The 22,924-nt window shown below is 40.5% G+C and carries 30 protein-coding genes; 26 read left to right on the forward strand and 4 right to left on the reverse strand.

The window, feature by feature from the left end:
- Positions 1-97 precede the first annotated feature (97 nt).
- On the forward strand, positions 98-1,048 hold the full coding sequence (locus tag AWH61_RS06530; protein ID WP_039229391.1) for a mechanosensitive ion channel family protein: 951 nt from the start codon (positions 98-100) through the stop codon (positions 1,046-1,048).
- Between the two features lie 3 nt (positions 1,049-1,051).
- On the opposite strand, the gene AWH61_RS06535 is transcribed toward AWH61_RS06530, so the two are convergent.
- On the reverse strand, positions 1,052-1,606 hold the full coding sequence (locus AWH61_RS06535; protein ID WP_014949384.1) for an HNH endonuclease: 555 nt from the start codon (positions 1,604-1,606) through the stop codon (positions 1,052-1,054).
- A gap of 339 nt (positions 1,607-1,945) precedes the next feature.
- On the opposite strand from AWH61_RS06535, the gene pnp reads away from it, so the two are divergent.
- The 10 genes from pnp to AWH61_RS06585 all read left to right on the forward strand — a co-directional run bounded on the left by pnp (position 1,946) and on the right by AWH61_RS06585 (position 11,230).
- On the forward strand, positions 1,946-4,057 hold the full coding sequence (gene pnp / locus AWH61_RS06540) for a polyribonucleotide nucleotidyltransferase (protein ID WP_039229711.1): 2,112 nt from the start codon (positions 1,946-1,948) through the stop codon (positions 4,055-4,057).
- Positions 4,058-4,218: 161 nt separating this feature from the next.
- On the forward strand, positions 4,219-4,512 hold the full coding sequence (locus tag AWH61_RS06545) for a DUF1244 domain-containing protein (RefSeq protein WP_012518312.1): 294 nt from the start codon (positions 4,219-4,221) through the stop codon (positions 4,510-4,512).
- A gap of 271 nt (positions 4,513-4,783) precedes the next feature.
- On the forward strand, positions 4,784-5,494 hold the full coding sequence (locus tag AWH61_RS06550; protein WP_075176522.1) for a hypothetical protein: 711 nt from the start codon (positions 4,784-4,786) through the stop codon (positions 5,492-5,494).
- An 86-nt stretch (positions 5,495-5,580) separates the two neighbouring features.
- Positions 5,581-6,822, forward strand: a complete 1,242-nt coding sequence (locus AWH61_RS20195; protein WP_075176523.1) for a hypothetical protein — start codon at positions 5,581-5,583, stop codon at positions 6,820-6,822.
- A 103-nt stretch (positions 6,823-6,925) separates the two neighbouring features.
- Entirely contained in the window at positions 6,926-7,138 is a 213-nt protein-coding gene (locus AWH61_RS20355) for a hypothetical protein (RefSeq protein WP_075176524.1), read from the forward strand.
- 149 nt (positions 7,139-7,287) lie between these two features.
- Positions 7,288-7,665 (forward strand): hypothetical protein, encoded by a 378-nt coding sequence (locus AWH61_RS06565; RefSeq protein WP_075176525.1) that lies wholly within the window; start codon positions 7,288-7,290, stop codon positions 7,663-7,665.
- A 487-nt stretch (positions 7,666-8,152) separates the two neighbouring features.
- Positions 8,153-8,743 carry a hypothetical protein gene (locus tag AWH61_RS06570; protein WP_075176526.1) on the forward strand — a complete coding sequence of 197 codons (591 nt, stop codon included), beginning with the start codon at positions 8,153-8,155 and terminating at the stop codon, positions 8,741-8,743.
- 278 nt (positions 8,744-9,021) lie between these two features.
- Complete coding sequence (locus tag AWH61_RS06575) at positions 9,022-9,384, forward strand: IS3 family transposase (RefSeq protein WP_083605868.1); 363 nt, start codon at positions 9,022-9,024, stop codon at positions 9,382-9,384.
- A 53-nt stretch (positions 9,385-9,437) separates the two neighbouring features.
- On the forward strand, positions 9,438-10,271 hold the full coding sequence (locus AWH61_RS06580; RefSeq protein ID WP_075176528.1) for a hypothetical protein: 834 nt from the start codon (positions 9,438-9,440) through the stop codon (positions 10,269-10,271).
- 98 nt (positions 10,272-10,369) lie between these two features.
- On the forward strand, positions 10,370-11,230 hold the full coding sequence (locus AWH61_RS06585) for a M15 family metallopeptidase (protein WP_083605871.1): 861 nt from the start codon (positions 10,370-10,372) through the stop codon (positions 11,228-11,230).
- Between the two features lie 307 nt (positions 11,231-11,537).
- On the opposite strand, the gene AWH61_RS06590 is transcribed toward AWH61_RS06585, so the two are convergent.
- The 3 genes from AWH61_RS06590 to AWH61_RS06600 form a co-directional block, all read right to left on the reverse strand.
- Positions 11,538-11,855, reverse strand: coding sequence for a CcdB family protein (locus AWH61_RS06590; protein WP_075176529.1), 318 nt, complete (start codon positions 11,853-11,855; stop codon positions 11,538-11,540).
- Positions 11,855-12,100, reverse strand: a complete 246-nt coding sequence (locus AWH61_RS06595; protein ID WP_075176530.1) for a type II toxin-antitoxin system CcdA family antitoxin — start codon at positions 12,098-12,100, stop codon at positions 11,855-11,857. The genes AWH61_RS06590 and AWH61_RS06595 overlap by 1 nt, the downstream gene beginning before the upstream one ends.
- A 141-nt stretch (positions 12,101-12,241) precedes the next feature.
- Positions 12,242-12,991 carry a transposase gene (locus AWH61_RS06600; protein ID WP_075176531.1) on the reverse strand — a complete coding sequence of 250 codons (750 nt, stop codon included), beginning with the start codon at positions 12,989-12,991 and terminating at the stop codon, positions 12,242-12,244.
- Between the two features lie 707 nt (positions 12,992-13,698).
- Between AWH61_RS06600 and AWH61_RS06610 the strand changes: the two genes are divergently transcribed.
- The 15 genes from AWH61_RS06610 to AWH61_RS20110 all read left to right on the forward strand — a co-directional run bounded on the left by AWH61_RS06610 (position 13,699) and on the right by AWH61_RS20110 (position 22,907).
- Entirely contained in the window at positions 13,699-14,022 is a 324-nt protein-coding gene (locus AWH61_RS06610; protein ID WP_075176533.1) for a hypothetical protein, read from the forward strand.
- A gap of 128 nt (positions 14,023-14,150) precedes the next feature.
- Positions 14,151-14,777, forward strand: a complete 627-nt coding sequence (locus tag AWH61_RS06615; RefSeq protein ID WP_075176534.1) for a DUF3885 domain-containing protein — start codon at positions 14,151-14,153, stop codon at positions 14,775-14,777.
- Positions 14,778-14,889: 112 nt separating this feature from the next.
- Positions 14,890-15,195 (forward strand): hypothetical protein, encoded by a 306-nt coding sequence (locus AWH61_RS06620; protein ID WP_075176535.1) that lies wholly within the window; start codon positions 14,890-14,892, stop codon positions 15,193-15,195.
- A 75-nt stretch (positions 15,196-15,270) separates the two neighbouring features.
- Positions 15,271-15,501, forward strand: a complete 231-nt coding sequence (locus AWH61_RS06625) for a hypothetical protein (RefSeq protein WP_075176536.1) — start codon at positions 15,271-15,273, stop codon at positions 15,499-15,501.
- Between the two features lie 128 nt (positions 15,502-15,629).
- A complete protein-coding gene (locus AWH61_RS06630; protein ID WP_075176537.1) occupies positions 15,630-16,073 on the forward strand; it encodes a hypothetical protein in 444 nt (147 codons plus the stop codon).
- A gap of 133 nt (positions 16,074-16,206) precedes the next feature.
- Positions 16,207-16,509 carry a hypothetical protein gene (locus AWH61_RS06635; RefSeq protein ID WP_075176538.1) on the forward strand — a complete coding sequence of 101 codons (303 nt, stop codon included), beginning with the start codon at positions 16,207-16,209 and terminating at the stop codon, positions 16,507-16,509.
- Positions 16,510-17,102: 593 nt separating this feature from the next.
- Positions 17,103-17,651: a DUF6624 domain-containing protein gene (locus AWH61_RS06640; protein ID WP_075176539.1), complete on the forward strand. Its 549-nt coding sequence runs from the start codon at positions 17,103-17,105 to the stop codon at positions 17,649-17,651.
- A gap of 76 nt (positions 17,652-17,727) precedes the next feature.
- Complete coding sequence (locus AWH61_RS06645; protein WP_075176540.1) at positions 17,728-18,315, forward strand: hypothetical protein; 588 nt, start codon at positions 17,728-17,730, stop codon at positions 18,313-18,315.
- 400 nt (positions 18,316-18,715) lie between these two features.
- The gene (locus AWH61_RS06650) at positions 18,716-18,958 is read left to right on the forward strand and encodes a hypothetical protein (protein WP_075176541.1); all 243 of its coding nucleotides are present in this window, start codon (positions 18,716-18,718) and stop codon (positions 18,956-18,958) included.
- A gap of 97 nt (positions 18,959-19,055) precedes the next feature.
- Positions 19,056-19,526: an SPFH domain-containing protein gene (locus tag AWH61_RS06655; RefSeq protein WP_075176542.1), complete on the forward strand. Its 471-nt coding sequence runs from the start codon at positions 19,056-19,058 to the stop codon at positions 19,524-19,526.
- Positions 19,527-19,559: 33 nt separating this feature from the next.
- Positions 19,560-20,054, forward strand: coding sequence for a P-loop NTPase family protein (locus AWH61_RS06660; protein WP_075176543.1), 495 nt, complete (start codon positions 19,560-19,562; stop codon positions 20,052-20,054).
- Positions 20,055-20,096: 42 nt separating this feature from the next.
- A complete protein-coding gene (locus AWH61_RS06665; RefSeq protein ID WP_075176544.1) occupies positions 20,097-20,564 on the forward strand; it encodes a nuclear transport factor 2-like protein in 468 nt (155 codons plus the stop codon).
- 260 nt (positions 20,565-20,824) lie between these two features.
- On the forward strand, positions 20,825-21,283 hold the full coding sequence (locus tag AWH61_RS06670; RefSeq protein ID WP_075176545.1) for a hypothetical protein: 459 nt from the start codon (positions 20,825-20,827) through the stop codon (positions 21,281-21,283).
- 98 nt (positions 21,284-21,381) lie between these two features.
- Positions 21,382-22,413, forward strand: a complete 1,032-nt coding sequence (locus AWH61_RS06675) for a serine hydrolase domain-containing protein (protein ID WP_075176546.1) — start codon at positions 21,382-21,384, stop codon at positions 22,411-22,413.
- A gap of 176 nt (positions 22,414-22,589) precedes the next feature.
- The gene (locus AWH61_RS20110; protein WP_170870495.1) at positions 22,590-22,907 is read left to right on the forward strand and encodes a DUF6419 family natural product biosynthesis protein; all 318 of its coding nucleotides are present in this window, start codon (positions 22,590-22,592) and stop codon (positions 22,905-22,907) included.
- Positions 22,908-22,924: the final 17 nt, after the last annotated feature.

A 22,924-nucleotide genomic window follows, 5' to 3' on the forward strand; every position in this document is an offset into this window, starting at 1 on the left:
ACGAGTTTACATGCTTCATAATTAAAAGCGCTGACATTCGTCGGCGCTTTTTTTCGCCTATTCAAATATTTACCCTCGGAGTACAGACGGAGCTTACATGGAGATTGTGATAGACCCCGCGCAGTTATGGCATCAATTTATAAGTTTTGCCAATGATTATAAACTGCTGACATCTCTAGTACTTTTAATTGTACTGCACTTTATCAAAAAGGGTGTGTTGCGCCTTATCAGGCGCATTAGTTCTCATCGTGGCGAAGACCGCCGAAACCAAATCAATATCCTAGAGCAGCTGGGTAATGCCTTTATCATTATTGTGTTAATGATGGTGTGGAGCTCTGAAATCCAAACACTGGCAATCTCCATTGCTGCCTTTATGGTGGCCATTGTGTTGGCAACCCGCGAGTTTATTCAGTGCTTTATGGGGTTCATTTACTACTTGGGCGCTCGGCCATTCAGGGTAGGCGACTGGATCCAAATGAACAACATCATTGGTGAAGTGGTAGAAATGGACTGGGCAAAGACTGCACTTTTAGAAGTCGACCCTGAAAGCTTTAACTACACGGGTAAACACGTGTACGTGCCTAACAGTCAGCTTGTAACTCAAACCGTACGAAATCTTAACTTTATGCGTCGCTACCGTTTGCATTCATTTGAAATAGTGAACGAGCCTTCTGTGAACGCCTATAGTTTGCTTCCAGCGTTTCATGCCAGGGCACAGGCACATTGTGAATATTTTCGCGATGTAGCAGAGCGCTACAAAGGCTTAATTGAACGTCACTTAGAGCAAGAGTTTATTCGCATCGACCCTGAGGTTGAGATTAAAACCAATGAACTTGCCAAAGTGGTGGTAAAGGTAAGCTTGTTTTGCCCTACAGCCGAAGCTCATGAGTTAGAGCACAAAATGTGCTCAGACTGGTTAAGTCTGTGGTTCAAAGCGCAAAAAGAAGAGCAACGCCAGCTTCATGCACAGCATAGCGATTCCTCTTCAGTGCAAAACCAAGCTAAAGCAATGCCCGAAGCACAGACAACTACTAGTGGTGCGCTATAGCGTTTATTCTAAGCACGTCCATTCTCTGTGGCTGGTGAAGTGGCCTTGTAAAAAGGCCATTTGGTCAGCCAAAATTCGCCTGTTCATTAAATAAAAACGCTCGTACACATTTGGCCTAAACGGAACCGCGAGTAGGGGCATGTTGGCTTCTTCTGGCGTTTTAGCACCTTTCGCGTGATTGCATCGCTGGCAAGCCGTGGCAACGTTCGTCCAACTGTCTTTTCCGCCGCGAGAGCGGGGGATAATGTGGTCTCGGGTAAGCTGCTTTGGCGTAAATTTATTGCCGCAGTACATACATAGGTAGCTATCGCGCCTAAATAAATAGCGATTAGTTAGGGCAACTTTGCCAGATAAATCTGTTACCTTGCCGTCGCACGCGATAATACTAGACAGGGTAAGCTGACTTTGCAGCCCTTCGTGATTCCAGCCTCCCTTAAGCGTAATAGCGTCGCTACCTAGCTCAAATAGCACCTTATCTTGACTGTAAAGCTTTGCGGCTTGTTCAACATCTATCCACTCTTGTGGCATGCCTGCTTTATTAAGTCGAAGTACCAACATGGTTATCTCCTTTAGCACACTAATATTAGACGTTCTTGTTGTGGTTAATCACTTCTACGCATTGGTCGCACGTGATGTTTATTTAAGTTCTCACTTTGTTCGCTTTTTGTTCTAGCATACGCTGTTTTGTGTCAGTATGATGAAAATATAGTCAATAATTGAAATTTCACAGATATTTCATATAGTCATGGTGCTATAGGTGGTAGCGGTTAATGACCAAATAACACGACAAATTCCGCGCGGGGCTGCATTTGACCATGGTATTAACGCTACTTCATGGCTATACTATGCGCCGCGTTTAAAAGCGATAAAATAAAGATTGAAATTAAAGGACAAATAGTGACTCCTATTACTAAATCATTTCAGTATGGACAGCATACTGTAACTCTAGAGACGGGTGTAATTGCTCGTCAGGCAACAGCTGCGGTTCTTGCGAGCATGGACGATACGTCTGTACTGGTAACAGTAGTTGGTAAAAAAGAAGCCAAAGCAGATCAAGACTTCTTCCCACTTACTGTTAACTACCAAGAAAAAGCGTACGCTGCGGGTAAAATCCCAGGTGGTTTCTTCAAGCGTGAAGGTCGTCCATCTGAAGGTGAAACACTGATTGCACGTCTTATCGACCGTCCAATCCGTCCATTATTCCCAGAAGGTTTCAAAAACGAAGTACAAGTTGTTGTTACTGTAATGTCTGCTAACCCAGATATCCCTACAGACATCATCTCTATGATTGGTACTTCAGCAGCCCTTGCTATCTCTGGTATTCCTTTCAACGGCCCAATCGGTGCGGCTCGTGTTGGTTTTAGCAACGGTGAATACATTCTAAATACACGCGCAGAAGAGCAAGCTGAAAGCGAGCTTGACCTTGTTGTTGCGGGTACTGAAGGCGCAGTACTTATGGTTGAATCAGAAGCAAGCGTGCTTTCTGAAGACACCATGCTAGGTGCGGTTATGTTCGGTCACGAACAAATGCAAACTGTAGTTAACGCGGTTAACGAATTTGCTGCTGAAGTTGGCACTGAGAAGTGGGACTGGGCACCAGAAGCAGAAAACACTGCGCTTAAAGACAAAGTTAAAGCACTAGCTGAAGCAGAAATGACTGCGGCTTACCAGATTTCTGACAAGTTAGAGCGTAAAGACGCAGTAACTGCAGCAACTGAAAAAGCACTAGAAGCTATCCTTGCTGAAGACGAAGAACAAGATAAGAAAGAAGTACTAGACCTTCTTCACGATCTTGAGTCTGACGTTGTACGTTCACGCATTCTATCTGGCGCGCCACGTATTGACGGTCGTGACCCAGCAATGATCCGTGCACTTGACGTAGCGACAGGTATTCTTCCTCGTACTCACGGTTCAGCTCTATTTACTCGTGGTGAAACTCAGGCACTTGTAGCTGCTACGCTCGGTACAGAGCGTGACGCACAGATGATTGACGAGCTTCAAGGTAAGCGCGACAGCCGTTTCATGCTTCACTACAACTTCCCTCCATACTGTGTTGGTGAAACCGGTATGATTGGTTCGCCTAAGCGTCGTGAAATTGGTCACGGTCGTCTAGCGAAGCGTGGTATTCAAGCAGTAATGCCAAGTGAAGAAGAATTCCCGTACGTAGTACGTGTGGTTTCTGAAATCACAGAATCAAACGGTTCATCTTCAATGGCGTCGGTATGTGGTACTTCACTAGCGCTTATGGATGCAGGTGTTCCAATTAAAGCGTCTGTTGCGGGTATCGCAATGGGCCTAGTTAAGAGTGACGACAACTTTGTTGTACTTTCAGACATCCTTGGTGACGAAGATCACCTTGGCGACATGGACTTTAAAGTAGCAGGTACTACCGAAGGTATCACTGCACTTCAAATGGACATTAAGATTGAAGGTATTACTAAAGAAATCATGCAAATTGCGCTTAAACAAGCAAAAGAAGCACGTTTGCACATTCTTAACGTAATGGACGAAGCGATTGGCGGTCACCGTGAAGAGCTAAGTGAATTTGCTCCACGCATTTACACAATGAAGATTGACCAAGACAAGATTCGTGACGTTATCGGTAAAGGCGGCGCAATGATCCGTCAAATTACTGAAGAGTCTGACACTAACATCGAGATTGAAGACGACGGTACTATCAAAATCTTCGCGACAGAGCGTGCGAAAGCAGACATCGCTATTAGCAAGATTGAGCAAGTAACGGCTGAAATTGAAGTTGGTAAGACTTACAACGGTAAGATTACACGTATTGTAGACTTCGGTGCGTTTGTAGAAGTACTTCCAGGTAAAGAAGGTCTTGTACACATTTCACAAATCGCTCACGAGCGTGTGAACAAAGTAACTGACTACCTAGAAGAAGGCCAAATGGTTGACGTTAAGGTTATGGAAATTGATCGCCAAAACCGTGTACGTTTAAGCATTAAAGAGCTTCTAGAAAAGCCTGCGCCTAAGTCTGACGACGCAGAGTAATGCCGATTAGGTTTTAAACCTAGTTAGCTGTATATAAGTAAAAAGGGAGCTTGGCTCCCTTTTTTCGTTTTAGGTTTTAAAAACCGTAACGGGTTGGGTTTTACTCGTTAACCCACACATTCAACCTATAACGAAAAGCGCTTTTTTAGAGGTATTAGATAATGGATAAGCAAACGCAAACCGAAGTAGAAGCAGCGGTATTCCGCCGCTTAGTAGAACACTTAGACGCAAATAAAGACGTTCAGAACATCGACCTGATGATTTTGGCCGATTTCTGCCGCAACTGCTTAGCAAAATGGTATTCGGCCGCTGCAAGCGAGCAGGGCGCTGATATCGACTACGAAGCCGCACGTGAAGTGGTATACAAAATGCCGTATTCAGAGTGGAAAGAGAAGCACCAGCTTCCTGCTACTGACGAGCAGTTGGAGAAACTGGCTGCTAGGCAGGGGAAGTAATTTTTAGTTCAAGTGACGTTGAATTATTTGTTTTAGAAGCCAGCGGAAGCTGGCTTTTTTGTTTTTGGGTGGGGAACACAGTATTAGTCTCTGTGCAGTGGTTTGCTGTTCTTTAATATGTGAGTGAAAAAAGGCATTGCGGTTTTTTCTTTATTTCTCTGTTGGTTGTGGTTTAGAGTAGAGGTACATACAGGGACAAGTTTCCAAATTCGTGTGGGATAGCATGACGGTTTGGGGCGAGTAAGTTGTTATACCAAAGGAAATTGTAGATTTGAATAGATATGATATCGCCAAGGCTCATGCAAAAAACAGAACAAAAATAAAGAAAGCGATTACTCAGCTTAATCGGAGTCTTAACCAAGCAATTAAAGAAAATAAAAAAGAGCTTGAGTACACAAATATAAGAATGATGATGATTCTTTATGCCGCTTATCTTGAATCATCGCTTTCTTATCTTCTCTATTTTCACGGCGCCCAAATAAAGATGGTTAGTGTAGATTACATTCTTGATAAACCGTCCGTTTATGAACGCTGGAAGCATTTTACGGATTATTCCTTCAGGCGAAACTTTCTAGATGGAAAGATAAGAGCATTAAATTTAATCAACTTGAAGCATACAAATTTTAATCGATATCAGTACTTACACTCCCTGATAGATAATGAAATAAGAGCGATCATCGAAATACGAAATAAATTAGCTCATGGACAATGGGCTATAGCTTTCAATTCAGATGGAGATGAAAAAAATCATGAAGTTACTACCAAGCTTTGGACTCTTTCAAAGAAAGATGTAATCGCGACTAAAAATATCGTAACTAGGTTTACCGAGATAATGCATGTTTTGATTTCATCAAAAGAGCACTTTTCAAAAATCTTTGATGAGGTGGTAGGAGCATTGGAAGAAAATAAAGTAACACATGAAGAACAATATTCCAAGATGCTGGAGTCTATTAAAAGAAAGAAACGCCCATCAGAGGTATAACAAATCAATCAACTTCGCGCCTTTCAGGTGCCGGATGCAGCAAAGCTGCAGCGGTTATTGAGGCGTTAGCCATCTAAGGATAGTCTGTGGGACCAATTACCATTTTTGATAAATCATTTCTTCAATCCTTAAGCGTTGATGAATCAGTTTGGTTTGATAATTTCTTTCGAGTAAATATTTCCCCGTTGTTTTATATCGAAACACTAGCTGATTTAGCTAAAGAAATGACTAGAGGTCGAACTCCCGAACAAATTGTTGGTGAAATAGCCTCTAAAACACCAGAAATGGGAGGTTCACCAAATATTCACCATATGGATTTACTTATAAATAACCTGCTTGGTCAAAAAGTTGTTATGGATGGTCGTCCTATTTTAGCTGGTGGAAAACCTGTAATGTTTGGTAAAAAGAAAGGCGTAGCTTTTGATGTTTCTCCAGAAGCCAAAGCATATAGCAGATGGCAAAATAGAGAATACCAAGAAATTGAACGTGACTTTGCCAAACAATGGCGAGCTCAAGTTAAGGCGATGACATTTGAAAATTCCGAGGACTATGCAAAAAAGTTGGGCATAGATATTTCTAAGTGCAAAAACATGAATGACGCCTATGGTGCAGCCAATTCTTTGGTCGCTTCCAATAGCAAGCCATATGATTTAATTGGATTTATCTTAACTTCCCTTACAGTCCCTAAAGAGCTTCACCAACAAATCGTCCAGCGATATCAAATAAGCGGTTTTCCTCCTCTTACTAGTTATGCTCCGTACGTAGCTCATGTAGTGAAGATTGAGGTGTTTTTTCATATTTGCGTTTCGAGAGGGTTTATTTCGTCGGAACGACCGTCTAATAAAATCGATATAGCGTACTTACATTACCTACCATTTTGTAAACTATTTGTTTCCGGCGATAAGCTGCATAAAAGAGTCGCTCCGTTATTTATGAAGCCTGGTCAGAAGTTTGTGTGGGGGCAGGACTTGAAATCCGATTTGTCGGCATTGAACAGACGTTATATGGACTTACCACAAGAAACAAAAGATAAAGGGGTAATTTCTTTTGCAAGCAAGCCGCCAACCGATGGTGATTTTTTAACATCTAGTTTATGGGATATTATGGGAATTGGATGGCGAAAACCTAAAGAGGTGAAATTGCCTTTGCCTAAAGAAAGTAACGATAAACTTTTAGATCACATGAAGAGCTTTGAAGAAGTACCTGTATCCAACCCTAACTTTGCTGATTTTGATATCGATAGTTTAGATTCTGTGTCTTTACAGCGCTCAATAACAAAGAAAAAAGGAAGCTGGTTTCAAGTGCCTAAAGACCTAAAAGATTGCTAACAAGCCAGTCAAGAGCGGACGCAAAACAGTTGACTTGCGCTCATTCATCGCTAATTTTAGCCGTTTACTGGGGCGTTAGTTGCCCTTCAACACTCGAGGTAATATGGATACTCTCAATGTAAAGTCGACATCATGGAAAACGGCTACCTCAGATCCTATTGAAATTAGGTTAAAGGAATCTGTTCGTTTAGTTTTTGTTCCCACAATAGTTGATAACGAAAAAGACAAAGATTCCTGCGTAAAAGGCCATTTTGTGTACCAAAAAAAGAAGAAGATGGATGAATGGGAAGATATAAGGGTAATCAATTTATCATAGTTGCGTCCCGCAGAAGGTGTAAAGCTGGAACTGAAATCTTCTGAATTACAATACTTAACAAGACAGGCATGTTTGTGTGCAAAGTCATACATTGTTTGCCAGTCTACCCTTTATTTTAATTAGGTAATTGCAAAGACAAGGAGGTCGAAATGAAAGGTATAAAAGCAGCCTTATTTACTCTTTTTATATCGCAGGTTGCTGCTGCCGAAATTGACGTTTCTCTTGCCAATGGCACTGAGAAAGAAGAGTTGAAACGCGAACAAATTTATAGACTCATTGAACAGTATGATCTTAAAAAATGGTGGTTCACTGATAAAATTATTATAGATGAATCAGCGAGGAGTCCCTTCAGCCATCCCGTTTTAACCCTTAAAGCTTCTATGCCAAATAATGACCACGCTGGCTTGTCTCAACTTCTACACGAACAAATTCACTGGTTCGAAGGAGCGAGAAAAGAAGAGGTTGATAATACTGTTGCCGAATTACGAAAGATATACTCGTCTGTTCCGGTTGGCTTTCCTGACTGAGCTAGAAGCGAATTTTCTACCTATCTGCATCTTGCTGTTTGCTTAATGGAGTTAGATGCTTTAACGCACGTCTTGGGTAAAGAAAAAGCAGAAGAAGTCATTGCAACCAATGGAAAATATTTCTACAAATGGATATATAAAACGGTACTCCAAGACCAAGCACAAATACGAGAAATTCTGAAAAATAACAGGTTGTACATTTAACTCTAAACAAGACAGTCACTTTTGCACTTTACGAGGGAATACTACTAGACAGGACAGGCATGTTTGTGACCTTCTTAATTAGGACGTCACATAACAACTCAATAAGCTCACTCACTCCGTTTGTTGGAGAGCATACACGCGGGCGGCTTCGCCATTATGTCCCAAGTGTTTGCCCCGTTATTGAAAAGTTTTACGCGTTAATATTCATACTGTCTCTATCTGGTTGTTTTTTAACCATCTTGCGTATATAGTCTAATTTTAATTTGGATAGGGAAATCTAGTTATGAAATATTATGCCTTTTTTATATGTGCTTTACTGTCAGGATGTAGTGTACATCAGGCTTGGAACGGCGATAAAAAACCTGGCCTAGCATATGTATCAATTGATGGACAAGGGAATGTTGTTAGCAATAATAAAGGCGCTGTACTTTTCAAAGAAATCTTAGAAGAACAAGGTATCGAAGAATTTGAAAACTATTTATCTAAAGAAAATGGTAGGACAACCTTATTTATATGGAGTGCAGAATACAATGGCGCGATGACTAACGATAAGGGTAAGTCGTGTCTTCAAGCCGCAAACTTCGCGCGTAGTACTGATATAACGACAGATGTCTATACTGGACTTATTTCTACATTGACTAAACTAGAGCTTTCAGGTTCCAACGAGAATGATAAAGCGATAGCTCTCAATATAACGGAAACACTCACATCTTTATCTTCACCCACCAAGCAGAGCACGTATCTGTCAGCTGGTATGTTTGGGCTTTGTCTGCTGCAGGCTAACGGGGACTTAAGTAATTCTGAATTAACAGATATTGCTAAAGAGTTAATTAAGGCTTCATCTCTTGTTGGAGCCAGCGCAAACCAGGAGTAATCCGAGAAAAGCAATAGTAAAAACACTGGAAGTCTTAGGCGCGTATAACAATCAAATTAAGTCGTTCGCAAGCTCGCTCGGCCATAAACATGGCTGCTGTGTCACTTCGTTTCGATAATAACCGCCATGTTTGCGCCCCTTATTTGGGCTTTAATACTTCTAACGATGGCTAAACATTAAACAGGACAGTCATTTTTTGCACTCTCGCTTTGAGGGCCAGTAGCATTAATTGGCTATTGTGATGGACTTGTACTCAAGAGCCATTGTTTGGTGGGCATATGACCGAAGAGCTTATTCTACGAGCGCTCAAGATGGCTATTGGTCGAAGAAATATTGAGCCTGGGTTAATTATTCACTCCGACCGAGGCGTACAGTATCGTTCCGTGCGCTATCAAGACCTGATAGCCAGTATTGGAGGCATATCCAGCATGTGCCGAAGAAGCAACTGTTGGGACAAGGCCGTGATGGAATCATTCTTCAGTCGTATCAAAGTCGAACTTATATATGGAGAAAAATTCAACTCGCTTCAAGAATTCAAATCTTGTATCTTCGATTACATAGAAATTTTTTATCATCGCGTGCGTCAGCATTCAACATTGGGCTATATCAGCCCGTATGAATATGAATCGACATACGCTTAACATGGATGTCCATTTTGAGTGGATAAGACCACTTAAAAAAAGAGTTTAGAGTTATGAGTAAAGAAAATGAATCCCAGAAGAAAGGTATCAACCCATTACTAATAACTCGCCTATCTGATATGTATTACGAGCTTTTTGAGCTTATAGTAGTGATAGTGCTTGCCATTTTATCTGTTATTACCGTTTCTGAAATGGCATCTAGAGAGGCATTTAGCAACAATGTGTCTAATAAAATTTCTTCGCTAAATGGTGATTTGGCAAACATAGCAGTAAATCTAACTTCTAATCTAGATGCCAAAATAAATGAAGATGTTTACGGTGAGCGGAAAGATGCGATTATCAACATTGAACGGTTCGAAGAGCTCAACGATAAAGTAACCACTTTGATTACCGTGGGTGTTGATGACCAATCCGGAATGTTAAAAGAGCTTATTAAAAGCTATCAGGTAGTTACTGCGAGATTCGATGAAGCCGCATCGGACTCAGAGTCAGCTTCGAATATGTTAGAAAACCTGAGCAGCTCTAATTACATCGGCTTTATCTATGAAATGAGATCAGACCATCTTTTGGCATCGTCCATTATTTCATGTAGTGCTCTCGGAGCCATGATTTTTGGTTTAAGGTCGGGAGCTCGAATGAATGTGCGTACTTTGACGTCTGGTCTGGCTACCGGTTTCATTGTATATCTAGCACTGAAAGGCGGACAGCATTTATTCCTTCTGACAACCCCAGGTGTTCGTATTCCTTCAAACCCTTATAGCAGTGCATTTCTTGGTTTGTTGGCTGGTTTGTTCAGTGATAAAGCATACAAAGTGCTTACTTCTCTTGTCGATGACCTCGCATCTAGGGTCGAAAATGCAACTAATGGCAACGAGAACAAAAGCTAACAAGGCGCTGCTGTCGGACAATTTTTCCGCTGCGCTCCAGAATTGCCGCAGAGCGCGGCGTTATACGAAAACGAAATTCATACAAGTGGAGAAAAATCATGACTCGACATGGTAGTGTTACAATAACAAAGGTTTTTATGATGATTTTCATTTTGACTTTTATTGTCAACTCTTCTCAAGGTGAGGATCAACCAAAATCTAATTCAACTTATTTAAGCAGATCCGATTGTGATTATTTGATTTCAAAAAAAGTAATTACCGAATCCAATCCTGTACCATGTAGTCGGCTTAGCAAAATTACCTTTAGCCACCTTAATGAAAGAGGTGATATTGCAAATGATGGTGTATTGATCGTTTTGGACATTCTGGCTCCTAAAGTCGAAGAGGTTATGAAAAAATTATTAGAACAAAAGTTTACAATTTTTAAAGCACGTCCTATCGAAGAATACAATGGTGATGACATGGCGTCCATGGCTGACAATAATACATCAGCTTTTAACGGCAGAGCCATTACTGGTGGTTCACGTTGGTCGCTTCATGCATATGGTGCCGCAATAGATATTAATCCGGTTCAAAATCCTTTTATTGACATTGATGAGGACGGAACAGCGAGAATTAGTCCTGAGAAGAGTGCGCGCTATGCTGTAAATCGCTTAAATCAACGTCCGGGAAAAGCTTCACGTGTCGGTATGGCTGAGGAAGTTGTTGATATATTTGCTGAGCATGGTTTTTTTACCTGGGGAGGATATTGGAACTACCCTGTTGATTACCAACATTTCCAAGTCGGCCCCCGTTCATTTATTGAAGCTTTAGTAAGAACCCCTCCTGAAGAAGGTGAAGAACTTTTGAACAAATACATCTCTATGTATTTAAATTGCCGAAAAAATCGGGAATCTGAAGATAATGTAGAAAAACTGCGAGCGCATTGTGTTGATTACGTTGTATCTCAAATGCCTTAGACATTCGCATAACAATAAGCTCAAACAAGGACGCTCTATCGCCCGCCGCATAGCTTGGGGTTAGGTTTACAGGCAAGTATCATGAATACATAATAACACAGGCATGGCAAAACAAGACAGTCATTCTTACAAAGGTGTGCATTTCGTACCTGTCTTAAGCGCTTAGTGAGAATACGGTACTAGAGACTAAACAAGACAGGCATACTTGTTTCTCGGATGGAGAAGACTAAATAAGGCAAGCTCTTTTGTGCACGTTTTCGGCCACATTACGCCGTCATGTCCACATAGCGGAGTCTGAAATCGAAGGCTATATTCCAGTAATAGCAAAGTCTATTGCACCTATTAGCAACTCCCGGGATTGTTCTAAAGAACCGATGCAGTCCTTGAGCACATCTTCGGGTATGGAACTCAGTTGTTGAGCCAGGAATAGGTACGTCTCGCCTTCAAATTCTATCCCCGGCGTTAGGTTTTTCATATAAAGACTATTTCTAGTCTTATTCTTCGTCAGCGGTACAACTAGCCTTGTTGCTAACTGGTCAATTATAGAGTTCTGAACATCTACAAGAAAAGGGTAAGCTTTATTTGTTTTTGAGCTTGGGTTTCTGTAAACATCAAACTGTGCCATTAGAAGTTCCTGTACTCATCACCTATACAGCCGTTCTCAGCAACAAACTCGTTGTACGCAGCTATGGCAGCTTTGTTTTCTTTTTTCCACCTTTCTTCTTCAACACTTTTCAACTTGTCTTTAAGTGCCTGTTCCAAGGTTGCAGACAGATTAATTTTTAAGTCTCTAGCTTTTTGTAATAAATCACTGTTTAAGCTTAGATTAGTCGCTTTTTTTGGGGCATGAATGTCATATAAATCTTGCATGCTAACACTCCAAATTGTTCTACATATTAAGTATACGCATAGGGATGCGCATTGCAAAAAATAGGTTCTTAACAAGCCCAGAATTGTTATGTAGTGATGTATACATATAGTGCCTGTCTTACTATCTATTAAACTGCAAAATTAACCGAGTAATCGCATTGCACTTTGTCGGCCTTGAACCCGTTGCTGATGTTGGTTGTGCGCGTATTGCTCTAAATGAGTCACCTTGCCAGCGGCGTGCTTAAAGCAGGTTTCAAACTGTGTGGTTAAAGTTAGCCAATGTTCTTGTCCAATATTGAGACGCTCTAAAATAGAGGGGAGGTCATGCTCAACCTTGCCGTGCTTGTTAGGATGAAGATGTCGGCTGGTTACATCTACAAGCTGTAAGTAGTCTGGAAGAGTAAAAGGTAAACCGTGTGGCATCTCTTGTCTTGGATTGCCTGTAAAAGGCATAAGTCTTTTAGGTGTTTTGCCTAGCCTGGCTGCGTTAATACGGTATTTAATACTGGTATGATCCGATGCCTCAGGAGTTTTGACCATCTTTGCTCGTACTGGGTTTAAATCAACATAAGCCATACAGGCGGCAAGGGCTGACTCATCTAATAGCGCTTGTGACTTAAACCGTCCTTCCCAAAAATGACCAGTACAGTCATCCTCTTTATTTACGTGTAATACTAGGTGCGTATGATTACTCATTACCGCATAAGCACATACATCAATGGCAAAAACCTCACTTAAAATATGGATACGGTCTTCTACCCATTGGCGACGATGCTCAAAGCTTCTACTGTTTTCCTCGCCACATAAGAAAGCACGACGAACACAGCGGGAAACACAATGGTAATAGGGCGTATCCGATAAACTAATTTGAGACTTTCGGGCTTTAGGCACTGCGACTGTCTTACTTTGATTAACTCGATTAGCAGTTTGAATAGGTATTTAGATCAAAGAAAGTGTACGAGGGGCTAGTTTGGATTTTTCTAGTTATGCCTGTCTTGTTAAGTTTTTCACGCTTGAAAATTAATCAATAGACCGCATTAATGTCTCAATGTTTATTTCAAGGAAGAAGAAATGTCTCAGTCAAATTGTGTGTTTAAAGAAAAATCTGTAGTCGCAGTTCTAGCCTTATGTGTTTTTTCTTTTGGACTGTACGTTATATTTCGTCTGTGGCAATTGACTAACATACTGAATTTGAGAACGGAACATCATATCTCAAAGGCTTTTACAACAACGGCTATTTCTATTCACCTAGTCTCTCTGTTTGGTCTCATCTACTACTTTCTGTTACCCGCACCAGCAGCATTACTGATGACAGCTAAACTTCTTCATCTACTGTCGACAATTTTTCATATTGTGTGGATTATCAAAGTAAGAAATAGGTTAAACAGAATAAATAACGTTTCAAAAGGCGATGCGCTGTGGCTAGGCCCTTTCCTTAGTAGCTTCTTTCATGTCATTTACTTTCAACATAAAATAAACCAGTCTATAAGTTCTAAGGCCGCGGGAAAACTCGCGATATAACAATCACATTAAGTCGGTGGCAAGGCCCCTGGGAATGTAACGCTTATTGAGTTCATTTATACAAGGAAGAAATAATAATGCTAGTTGCTCTACTCACTGCTGTTGTTCTCTATTTCTCTATTCAACTATTGCAAAAAGACCGTGACGCTACTGATTTTGGTACTGTTTTTATAATTGTATTTGTACCTGCTCTAATTCTATTTATTAGTAACGTCACAATCGGCATCATGGGTTTAAATCCCTTGTTTAGTTTTATCCCTATGGTTGTCTCCGTTGCAGTTGTATTTTTCATGTCCAATAATATATTCGAGTGGGGCAATAAAAAGTCAGCCGCTTTGTCTGCTATATACTTTGTGACGCTTATCGGCGCTCAAGTTGGGCTTACTTTCGTTGCCGCATAAAAAAATTAAGTTCGCCCTCTGCGCGAGTTGAGACAAAAACATGTGGGCTGCTCACCTCGTTCGGATTGTAGCCCACATGTCTGCGCCCCTTATTTAGGAGTTATATTCACTTAGGAAGTATCGAGTAAATGGATGGACCTGACATCAAATTAGAACGCCCGTTGTTTTATAAATCTCCTTTTGGATTGAGATTTGAAATAGGCCCATCCGATCAAGAAATTTGGAGTGATGAAAGTAAATCCTTAAATATTAAGTATTTTAACGTAGCATTAGAAAGAGCCATGAGTATCTTCCAAGCTGCATTTCAGCCAAATGATGATATTGCCATTGCATATCAAATCTTTTCGGATGGACGAAGAAAAATAAAGAAACGCAGCTTTATTTTTAAACAGTTTCACTCACTTGAAAATGCCAATATTAGTCTTTCTGATCATCGGGATATCTATTCAAATGGCTTAGACTACAAAAGTGAATGCTGGAAAAGAGTAACCATCTCGGGTATCAAAACCGCTGAAATAAACGTAAGGCAACTGTTTAAAGCTGCAATTAATACTGACTTTTCAAGCTTACAGCCTCAGCTTAATGGGGAGTGTTACCTCATAAACAGAACAAAACAACTTGTATTGAATCTTTATGATGATCGCGGCATGGATGTAGTTTCTACTAGCAAAGAGCCACTCGCGGCTCTGTACAAGAGCCACAATCATTTAATACTTGATTATGACCGAGAATCCATTGATAAGGTGTTTTCGTGAATATAACAAGTTACTTAAAAGGACCTAAAACGCTTGGATTGCTCTCCTTTGTCGCTAATTTTAGCCAAGCATTTTACGCCACTTACTTAAAATCTGTGTGTAAGGAGGCATTTTGGCTATATTCAATAAAATAGTATGGTCTCCTTTAGTGTTCGGGGTTCTTTTACTGGCGATATCTGTTTTGGATGTTTGGTTATTTGATCGCCAGAGAATCACTCCTCAGCAAATGCTAACTAACGAACTTTTAGTATTTGTCTTCGGGCTTATTTTTACAATCATAGTATTAGTATTGAGCCTGTTAATGGCATTTAAAAAACGGTGGCGTCAATCTGTCTTGGGATTAGTAAGTGTTTTAGCGTATCTTGTCCTTTTTACAGCTTCAGCGCACAACGGGGTAGCGTTACTTTATGCAACCTAAGCAAAACATAACAAACCGCTTTAAGAGCAGCCCTATAGAGAGATGTTGTGTACAGAAGTATGAATTGAGTTTCATATGATCGATTTTAAGGTTGAGATAGGCAGGGACACTTTCGGCACTTTTGTTGAGACAGAAAATTACAATGATTTAGATGAACTGGAAGATCTACTTATTGAGCGGTTTTCTCTCATCCCTAAAGGTATTATTGGCGGCTCTGACAATACTGGCGGGCTGTATAGATTATATTTCAACGATAGCGTAAGCGCCAAAAAACTAGACCAAATCATTAACGGTTTAAGTTCGTAGTAAAACTTACACACAACAATAAATTATGTCGCCCGCAGGCGGGCAGGAACACGAACGTTTGGGCGTTTCGCGACTATCGCCCACATGTCTGTGACTCTTATTCAAAAAAGTTAGAGGCTTGATAAATCATGGATGACTTTTCGAAAAAGATAGAAAGCCGCTTTAAGGAAGAGTTTCCAGAGTGGGCTAAATATTGCTCAACTGTCTCTCCCAACGGAGAACCTTTTTTGGTAATCAAAATTCCAAGGCCCAATGATATTGGAAAGCCAGATCTGGAATTAGAAACCTGCAATGATGAAGTGACCGCCTTTTTTGGTCCATATCATATTCACTGTGAAGACTTTGGTGATAATGATGCATACGATGATGCCTTACTTTTTGTAAAGCAGATCGTTTCGGAGCAGAGTGTTATCGTAAGTTACTGGCACAAGGACTCGTGGTGTGGTTCAAACCTTGTCAAAGTTGTTGATATACCGAAGGACAACTCAGAGTATCCTTACGCAGACACAATAAAAATTTATTCATGGACAGGAAAACAAGATGTTCATATCGACTGTTGTCCAAAGGCATGAATCTCCCCCTAGCAAGGCGCTTAAGTTGCAGTCCGCTGGGACGTTCGGCTGGAACGCAAACACGTGGGGCGCTTCGTTATTTTGCCCAAGCATTTGTGCCCCTTAGCGTAGTGTTATAAGCCAGGAGGTTTTAATGGACTTTAGTGACCTACCACTACACGATGGATTAGTAAAAACAATTTCAATAAATTGGTCTGGTAAGTCAGTTGAGATTTTTTTAGATTGTTTCTTAAAGCCAAACCAAAATGCTCAGCCATGTATATTAACATTTTCAGGTATTTCCTCAGTTAACGTACCAATGACTGCACCATGGGGCGAATCTAACTCTATTAATACTGCAAGGGTTCAAAAGAACATTTTTCAAATTGAATTACAAAGTGGTGACATATTGCAGCTTAAGGCAGAAACTTTTGGCTTTGACACAATTGGCTTATAACAACTCAATTAAATTGCTTACAGCGTTCGCTGAGACGTATACACGCTGGGCGGCTTCTCCATTATAGCCCGCGTAAATGCTCCCGTTATTGAAAAGTTATATCTCAAAGGAGAATATCTTTTAGCATGAAGCCAGATTATTCAAAGTACACTCAAGAAGAATTATTGGATGTTTATGAAAACATCGACGGTAAAATGTACCCCGAAAGATTTAAAGCGTTATGTAGTTACATTGAACTTGAGAAGCCCGTTGAGAAAAAGAAGAGATTATTGACCAACCCAAAAAACTAAAAGGTAGCTGTTTGGCATGTCTTATTTTTGGACTCTATTTCTTCTAACATGGCTGTTATTCAATTTATACAGGTGAATATAACGGGCTTAAGAATGTCCACCATACTTTGGAAGATGATCCCGGATGGTTTAATTTTCAGTTGGTATACAGATAGCAATGGGTCTTTATTTGCTTTTACATTTTTACCGATTGAGATATAACAAGCCAAATCAGCAAGACAAATAACTGCGTCATTTTGCAACTAATTCTACTAAACGCACTATTTACCCTTGAAGGGTGTTTAAACCTCACGGAAGAGACAAATGAAGTATTTATATTTTATAGCTTGTATAACAATCTTTAGTAATCCCTCATACGCCAACGAAGAGCTCTCCGAATTGCGCGCTGAGTTACTTGAAATGATGAAGCTCGATCAAGACACATTGCATGGTAAAACTCAGTTAAGCTTTGAAGAACTTAACGCAAAGCAATCTCAAAGAGTACAAGAGATAGTTGAGAAATTTGGCTGGCCAACTATAGAAATGGTAGGTAAAGATGCTTCTCAAGCGGCGTGGATTATTGTGCAACACGCAGACCACGACATTCAGTTTCAAAAAAATATGCTGTCGATGATGCGTCCTTTGGCCCTAAGCAAAGAGATTGACCCAGGTAATTACGTATACTTATATGACAGAATCCACACGCCTCAACTCTATGGAACACAAGGCAAATGTGAGGGAAGCACTTTTAAACCTTTTCCAATTAAAGACATTGAGAAAATAAATACGCGAAGGGACGAAATGGGCATGTCAACGGCACAAGAATATTGGGATATGGCCTCAGAAAGAATGTGTGGCGCAAGTAAACACTGATGAGTGTTAGTGCTCTTTCAGAACGCTTGAATACTAGCGCGCCTTGCGGCTTATTCATTTTACTTCGGAGAGTGGTTTGAAATTCCCTAAAGACCAGAAAGCGAAGGCCAGCTTTGAGCCAGGTACTCTATATGCTGTAGCAGTTGATGATTTCATCTTTTATTGTCAAGTTGCTGTAAACCAGTCCTTAGGCTTCTTCAGAGTTCGCTCTTACAATATTCTTGAAATTAAGGAAATTCTTCGCTATCCAATTATGTCGAGATTCGGAATTAGCCGCCCCTCTCTAGGACGCGCTCTCAGAGATGGTTATTGGATAAAACTTGGAAAAGGTAATTTAAAGCAAGAGCTAAGCGAACCTGCTCCAACCGTTCAGTGGCCTGTTGGAGAACTAAAAGTTTCTGTCTGGCTAGATGGTAAAATAGTTAAGGAAACTTCTGCTTTTGATCCAGAGATCCAGTCCTTTGAAATGGTTAAGGCATACGATGCGATATTTCATGTCCCTGAACGACTACTTGTTGACTATACAGAAGATTCAGAAGAATTTGAGTCAGGGGGTACAGTTTGGAGGCAACGTAAATTAAAAGAATACCTTGCCAACAAATATTCAACCGCACCCCATCACCAACTCCCTGATGGGTGGGTGTATACGCAGCGGGAACTATAAAAAACTTAGTGAGCGAAACATTTACTTTTTGGCTCGCTTTATCAGCAGAATTAATCATAAGTTTCACTTTGATGAAACTGGTATTACATTGATCAGAAACGCTGATAGCTTTTCTTACAAATGGGAATCCTTGAAGCACTCAAAAGAATATTTAGACTGCCAAATTTTCTGTTTGAAAAAGGAATCCGGGCAGCATCTAGTATCAATATGGGTGTATGGTAGGGGTTACAATTATTTTCGAGAAATGGCGAAAGAGAAACTTGGCATATTACAGTCACATAAGTTGTTTGCATGAGCTCTGGTGCAGGTAACACCTGGATTCTGTCACTTCTCTCAGATTTTGTTCCACTTGTTTCGAACCTTGTTTAAAAGTTATGTATCGCAGTAAATGGAGATAACAGTGGAAGTTAATGAAAAGCCTTACTCACTTGGAAGATTTTCTTTAGACCTTCTTTGTATTGGGGGAGGGGTTATGTTTTCTTATTGGATGCTTTCTAATTTTCAAAGTGTGGAGCAGTGGTTTGAAGGCAGGCGCTCAGATGGCTTGTCTTTCTTTGTCGGCATATTTTTGGCTCTTATAGGAACATGGGATATGACACAAGGCATATACAAAACAGTAAAGCTAAGGTTTGCCAAGCAATGATGGCTTAAAGACCTAGAGTTATAGTCTCGAAATTATAAGCTCACTTTCAAGTGCTTCAAATTAGAAAAATAAATATCAATAAAAATTAGGAGAGAAAATGCACCCAAATAGACATGCTATAGCTTTTGGAAGTCTAGTGTTTTTGGTGGTATCGATTGTATTAATTATTGCGGCATTATTTTGGGGTTGGCCAAAATATAAAGTCTATAAGAAAGAAATGGATGGTATTGCTGCACTGAAAGAAGCAGAGTGGAGCAAGCAAATACTTATTGAAGAAGCCAAGGCTAGAGAGCAAGCAGCGTTAATGCAGGCCAAAGCCAGAGTCACACTAGCGCAAGCAGAAGGCGAAGCTAAAATTGTGCAAGCTAAAGCCGAAGGGCTAGCTGATATTGAGCGCGCAAAAGCCGCTGCTGAAGCTAATAGGATCATTGGCGAATCGCTTAAGGGGAATGAAGAGTACCTTCGCTACGTCTGGATTAAAGGCCTTCAAGATGGAAATGGTGAACGCATTTATATTCCTACTGAAGCTGGCCTTCCAATACTCGAAGCGGGTAAGGCAGGGAGTTAATGCTCCTCTACTGGGTTACAAGGGTAAAGAGCTATGGCAAAAATTCTAATATTTGGTAACTCTGGTTCTGGAAAATCTACGCTGGCACAGCATTTATGCAAAACACAAGGTTTGGCTCATTTAGATCTAGATACATTAGCGTGGAAACCTACTAGCCCTCCTGAGAGAAAGCCTATTGATGACTCTGAAGAAGAGATAAAGACTTTTATTTCTTCCAACGACAAATGGGTAATTGAGGGCTGTTATACAGACTTACTAAAAATTGTAGAACAGCAGTCTACTGAAATTATATTTATGAACTTACCCATTGAATCCTGTATTTCAAACGCAAAGGCGAGACCTTGGGAGCCCAATAAATACAAAACAAAGCAAGCCCAAGATGACAACTTAGCAATGCTTATTGATTGGATTGGGCAATATACAGAAAGAAACGATACATTTTCTTATGCGGCACATAAGCAGTTTTATGATGGCTATCACGGTCATAAAAAGATGATTACGCAAAATGTCCCAACTGAGACAAGTTAGGCAAATTCGTTAATATATGAATTAAGCGAAACGGAGTTTCTAGTGAAAAAAAATCTACTTCTTGCATTATCACTACTAGTGTCAGCTACGGTATCGGCTGAAGATATTAAATTAGATCTTAAGCAGCTTGCCCAACAGTACTTCGACACAATGGTTGCTACTCAGGCACCTGGCGCTACTCAAGTTGAGCTTGAAAATCACTTAAATTTGCTCGCGGATGATGTTGGTCATTCACATTTGCCATGGGTGATAGACGATACGCGATTACCTGACGGTAAGGAGCAAATGAGAGAGGGCATGACGTTCTATTTAGGCGCACACACAGAATATAGTGCTGAGCTGTTAGATGTTTTTACATTTAATCATTCTGCTATTGCTATCAGGTATAAGAATTATGCCAAGGGCCTGCATCCGCAAAACAATCAGCCTATTGAATACAGTCAAGTAATGATGGAAGTACTAGAAATAGAGAACGGTAAGATTGCTGTAATTCGAAAGTACCATGAGTAAATTTCACATTCTGATAAGTTGCGTTGGGATGAGACGTCGGTCGTTGCTTAGTTTCGCGGTAATGCGCCAGGTATTGACGCTTCTTATCGGTTTGATTTAACTTGTATAATTCTTATTCAAGTGCTGCTAGTATGGTTTGTGGTGTCTAATACCTATAACTAACATTCCCATTGCCTCTCGAAACGATTACCTGAGAGCTCAGCGATAGAATAGGAAGCTTTCTAGCAAGAAAGTAAGTTATTACATTTTAAAGGAACAGTATGTTTAAGAAGCTTTTAAAAGGATTTGGAATTGCGCTTCTAATCCTTATCTGTCTATTTGTACTTATTGCTGTTTGGTCGGGCTATAAATCTTCTGAATACGAGAAAACGGCAATCCCTTACATGAATACTGCAATTGCTGACATTTCCTCTTGGGAGCTAGATACCTTTAAGAATTACCTCACTCCGTCTGAAATAGAAAATATCAATGAAGATGATCTTAAAAGGCTTATAAAGGCGCTATCAAAGATGGGGGCGTTAGTTGAAATTGGCGAATATCAATTCAATACAGTTACGTCCAGAGCACTAACATCTGGTGGTTCAGGAACGTTTGTTACCTATACTGTTCCAGCCGTATATGAGAATGGCGATGCAGTACTAACCATCACTCTAAAAGAAGAAGGTGATTCCTTTTCAGTTTATCATTTTAAACTAGACTCCCTCGCGCTGTTTGACTAGCGAAGATGTTAAAGCTAATCGTGCGTCGACGCCAAAATGAAGACACCGACAAGCACATTTTTATACAATATTATGCCGAGCGTTAAGGACGGGGTAAAATGACGAAGAACCGAAGAAAAAACATCATCAGGTTTCTTCTGCTAGTCAGTACTATTGTTTCCTTGTTTTTCGTTCCGTGGATATTAGTTAAAGCCTGGATCCTACCTTTGCCACACACAGTGCAAGAACAAGTTGATGAGGCTGTTAGCCACGGCTTTGACGGCATAATTGTTTACGTGGATCAGGCGGGAAAACCTCCAGCTTTCTTCACAGCAGGCTGGAAAGATAGAGATAACAAAATACCCGCTGCCCCCGACTCTTTGTTTAAAATTGCCAGTATCAGTAAGCTGTACACCGCTGTGGCTATCACCAAAATGGCGCGAGAACAGCGACTATCCCTACACGATTTACTTATTGATCATTTACCCGAACTCAAAGACAGAATTGAGCATTCAGAAAAAATAACGCTTAAAATGATGGTGCAGCATAAGTCAGGAATCCCTAACTTTACTGATAATGCTGCCTACTGGGATAACGAACCGGAAAACAGTAAGCGAGCGCTCGACTTTGCGCTAGATCTTCCGGCGAGTTTTGAGCCCGGTGATGGATATGAGTATTCCAACACGAACTATCTGTTGCTTCGCAATATTATGGATAAGGTTTTGGGGTACAGTCACCACGAGTACATTAAGCAAAACATTTTACTTCCGCTTGAATTGAACAGCACCTATTTTTCATTGAGCGAAGTCAATCTGGACGACGTAATGAGCGGCTATTACGTTGGTTACAAGGAAGATGTTAAGGCGCGTGACTACGGTATGCTAGCTACAGCAGAAGACGTGGGTAAGTTCTTACGAGCGCTAAACAACGGCGCTATTTTCAATGAAGGCGAAGCGGAACTTTACCCTTATGAGTTCGAGCATGGAGGCTTGGTTATCGGTTACCAGAGCCTTGCAGAATATGACAAAGACCTCGATACCGTGGTTGTTCAATTTATCAATACCACTGACTTTGACGGTTACGAATGGAACTTGTCTGAAATCACAATTAGCCGAATTTTTAAAATACTAAGAAAAGCAGAAAACGAGTAGGTGGTAGACTTGGTTCAACGCTTTTTCAGTGTAGGCCAATCATTACAAGTTAGAAAATAATGGGTGGCAACAGAGCGGTTTTTATTATGTGCTTAGTTTATTAATTCGCCGTTTTTACTCTATGCTTTTAGTGGTTATTTTATATCTTCAGCTGCTCGGGAAAAAAGGGACAAAACGTGAAAAAACTCTTCTTAATGTTATCTGTGCTTATATCGGTTTTGTGTTTGCTACTGGCCGCTGCGCCATTTACTCCGGCAGTTGCTGGCTCGTTTTTAATGCTTATGTTAGCTGGAGTTTTAGGCTATAAAGGGTATTCAAAAATAAGCTTGCTTTTGCTTTGTATCAATACCTTTTCGATAGTTGTCAGCCCAAATATAAACGAGTCTAGTTTTGCCGGATTAACTGTAATATCGATTATCTTTATTTTCTCTTTCACCGGTGTAGCACTTGGTCTGCCGAAAGGTGTTCCAAGATATGATAGTTGCGTTGATTGACGTTTGAGTATTCAAAT

The sequence above is a fragment of the Alteromonas sp. W12 genome (assembly GCF_001924945.1).
Taxonomy (GTDB): Bacteria; Pseudomonadota; Gammaproteobacteria; order Enterobacterales; family Alteromonadaceae; genus Alteromonas; species Alteromonas macleodii.